The 3,339-nt window shown below is 62.0% G+C and carries 2 protein-coding genes and 1 pseudogene; all 3 read left to right on the top strand.

Features of this window, described 5'->3' with window-relative positions; all coding sequences use genetic code 11:
- Positions 1-383: 383 nt before the first annotated feature.
- Positions 384-1,379, top strand: coding sequence for an ABC transporter substrate-binding protein (locus tag JQ632_RS38935; RefSeq protein ID WP_249152842.1), 996 nt, complete (start codon positions 384-386; stop codon positions 1,377-1,379).
- A 584-nt stretch (positions 1,380-1,963) separates the two neighbouring features.
- Positions 1,964-2,957: pseudogene (locus JQ632_RS38925) on the top strand (IS110 family transposase).
- Positions 2,958-3,152: 195 nt separating this feature from the next.
- The coding region (locus JQ632_RS38920) for a hypothetical protein (protein ID WP_212408013.1) at positions 3,153-3,339 on the top strand (187 nt) is incomplete at its 3' end.

Below are 3,339 nucleotides of genomic sequence, written 5' to 3'. Positions count from 1 at the left end.
CACCCGCTCATGCCCTGTGCATTGCGTAGCGTAGGAGTTGCGTTGAGAGCGTCAGGGTCGGCGGATCAAAGCCGGTCAGCCTTACCAAATGGCCGAAAGACATCCGTCGGTTACAGCCGACTTTTGCAACAAAATCGGCCCACTGGAGACCTTCCGACCGAGGGCTGAAGACGTCCGCTCATCTGGTGGAGCGGAAGTGGTTGCCGCGCGACCAAAGCGACGCGATTGACCCAAGGCGGTCATGGGCCGGATCGGGATATCGCACCGCAGCAGTCTCCGGCCACGTCGTGACGTGCTATCGTTATTCGGGCAGGCCGACCGCCTGGACCGTCGGCCGCCATGCCCATTAATTGTTGGCGCCAGCCTGAGGGGAGTAAGCCCCCATGTTCGACAGGAAGCGGCGCGAGTTCATGGCGCTGCTCGGCGGAGCAGCGGCCACCTGGTCAGTCGCGGGGCGCGCGCAGCAGCCGGCAATGCCGGTGATCGGGTATCTTGACTCTACATCGCCGGACTCATCGGAATCAGCGGCGGAGCTGGGCGCGTTCCGCCGGGGCCTGAGCGAAGCCGGCTATGTCGAGAGCCGCAACATTGCGATTGAGTATCATTCGGCGGATGGCCAACATGATCGGTTGCCGGCGCTGGCGGCTGACCTGGTGCGCCGTCATGTCTCCATCATTGCCTCCTTCGGAGTCCCTGCTACACGGGCCGCAAAAGCGGTGACCGCGACCATCCCGATCGTTTTCGTGATCGGTGGCGATCCCGTTGAGGTTGGCCTTCTCGCCAGCCTCAGCCGACCGGGCGGCAATCTCACAGGCGTCACCTTCTTGGGCCGTGAGCTACAGCGAAAGCGGCTGGAATTGCTGCACGAGCTGGTCTCCACGGCGACCATCATTGCATTCCTCGTCAACCCGACCGATCCATTTGTTGATACTGAGACGAGAGACCTGCAGGCGGCGGCCAGCATCCTCGGGCTTCAGCTCCATGTCTTGCGTGCCAGCACGGAACACGATTTTGAAACGGTCTTTGCAACTGTGGTCCAACTGCGAGCAGGCGGGCTTGTGATCGGCCCCGATAGATTGTTTATCAGCCGCGGGGAACAGCTCGCCGCGCTGGCGCTCCGCCATGCGCTGCCCGCGATCCACCCAACTCGCAGGTTCGCCGCTGCCGGCGGCTTGATGAGCTACGGAGGCAGTCGTGCGGATCAGTTCCGTCTGCTCGGCGTCTACACGGGCCGCATTCTCAAGGGCGAGAAGCCAGCCGACCTGCCGGTTCAACGGGCCACAAGGGTTGAACTGGCAATCAATCTCAAGACCGCTAGGACGCTCGGACTGACGATACCGCCGTCGTTGTTGGTGCTCGCCGACGAGGTGATCGAATAGACCTCCCTCGCCGCGCATGAGTCCGGAATTGGCCCATCAGCGAAGTGGCTACATGCCTCATTGAGGTCCGCTCAACGGGGCATAGCAGACTGGATTTGCTCACGTTGGGTTCTTCGCATTTTGACCCTTAGCGCACGTCACCGTTGTCGTGATGAATGTCTGCTTTTTGCGTGTTAAAGCAGACGTAGGAATTGAGCGAGCGGACCTCCTATGATCGTTTGTTCCTGCAACGTCCTAAGCGACACCGAGGTGCGAACTGTCGCCAACACTGCGACGCGCCGAACCACCAGCTATGTCTTTCGCTGCCTTGGCACCAGAGCTCGGTGCGGTCGCTGCGCCTGCACCATCCGAGAAATCATGGACGAGGTATTTGACGGAGCGAAAGTCGGTCGTGCGGAGGGCGGCGCCGTAGTTGCTGCGCCGACGGACAAGCAGCCCTAGGCTTCATGGTGCCGCCTCGAGGTGATCGAATAGCGATGCTATTTGCTGCGGTGCATGGGTCCGCTTCGACGGCTCCTCCACCGGCACGAGAGTGCCAAGGAGTGGGCGCCGTCTAAGGCTCCCACGATTCGGAGGAGCAAGCTATGCAGTCAATTTCGACAATCGGCCTGGATATCGCGAAGTCGGTCTTTCAAGTGCATGGCGTTGATGCAGCCGGCCAAGTGATCATGCGCCGCCAGTTGAGGCGCCGGCACGTCCTGCCATTTTTCCAGAAGCTGCCGCCCTGTCTGGTGGGGATCGAGGCTTGCGCGTCATCGCACTATTGGTCCCGTGAGCTGGAGACATTGGGACATACGGTGCGGTTGACGCGTCCGGCCTATGTGAAGCCCTACGTCAAGCGACAGAAGAACGACACCACGGACGCGGAGGCGATTTGCGGGGCAGTCACGAGACCCAACATGCGGTTTGTACCGACCAATACGGTCGAGCAGCAGAGCTGCCCGATGCTTCACCGGGCGCGCCATCTCTTCATCCGCCAGCAGACTGCCGTGATCAATTCAATCCGCGCCTATCTCGCCGAGTTCGGGATTGTCGCCCCTGTCGGGCGCAGGGGTGTCGAGCAGTTGCTGGAAGTCGTCGCCAATACAGCTGACCGCCGGCTCCCAGAGGTGGCCCGCGCGTGTCTTGCGGCTCTCGGCAGCCAATTGCGCGCACTGAAGGCCCAAATCCTGGAGTTCGACCGACGCATCATCGCCTGGCATCGATCAAGTGCGACGAGCAAGCGGCTTGACGCGATCCCCGGCGTCGGGCCGGCGCTGGCAACAGCTCTGGTCGCGAGTGTTGCCGATGCCAACGCCTTCCGATCGGGACGTGACTTCTCGGCCTGGGTTGGGCTCGTGCCGAAGCAGAACTCGAGCGGGGGCAAAGACAAGCTTGGCAGTATCAGCAAGCAAGGCGATCGCTATTTGCGCAGCCTGTTCACGGCAGGCACACTCGCCGTGATCCGCTATGCCAAGATCCATGGCACGGGGCATTGGCCCTGGCTTACGGGACTGCTGACGCGCCGACCCACCAAGGTTATGGGCCATGATGGCCAGGGGTGAGCGCTACAGGGAGCCCGTTGCGCTCGCGGCGTAACCTATCGCGCCGGACATCCGGTGTGACGTAACGGTTGGGAGGGCGAACAGCACGTAATGCAGCGCCGGTCGATCTGGCGACCAGGACAACCCACATGGGCCATGGCACCATCGAGTGCGTGCTTTTGACCGGGACCTGATCCGCGGAGGGCATTTTGGCCAGCGGTCACGTGAACCGCGCTAATAGGGCGAACACATGGCTGCTCCGACTACCGCCGCATGCGTAAAGAAAACCCTTGCCAACCTGGAGCCGTCCACACATGGCCCGTCGCCGACTTGCCGGGGCGAACTGGCCATGTCCGCTCACATGATCGCGAAAGCGCTCGTTGCGGGCGCGCGTGAATGCCGAGTGATCCGGGATCCTGTCTTCTATGCCAAGGCCG

This window comes from Bradyrhizobium liaoningense (genome assembly GCF_018130955.1).
Taxonomy (GTDB): Bacteria; Pseudomonadota; Alphaproteobacteria; order Rhizobiales; family Xanthobacteraceae; genus Bradyrhizobium; species Bradyrhizobium liaoningense_C.
The sequence above is the reverse complement of the archived record's forward strand: the minus strand, read 5'-3'. Positions and strand labels throughout refer to the sequence as shown.

Excerpts from the sequence above, each read along its gene's own strand:
- JQ632_RS38935 (WP_249152842.1), top strand. The coding sequence starts at position 384 with ATGTTCGACAGGAAGCGGCGCGAGTTCATGGCGCTGCTCGGCGGAGCA.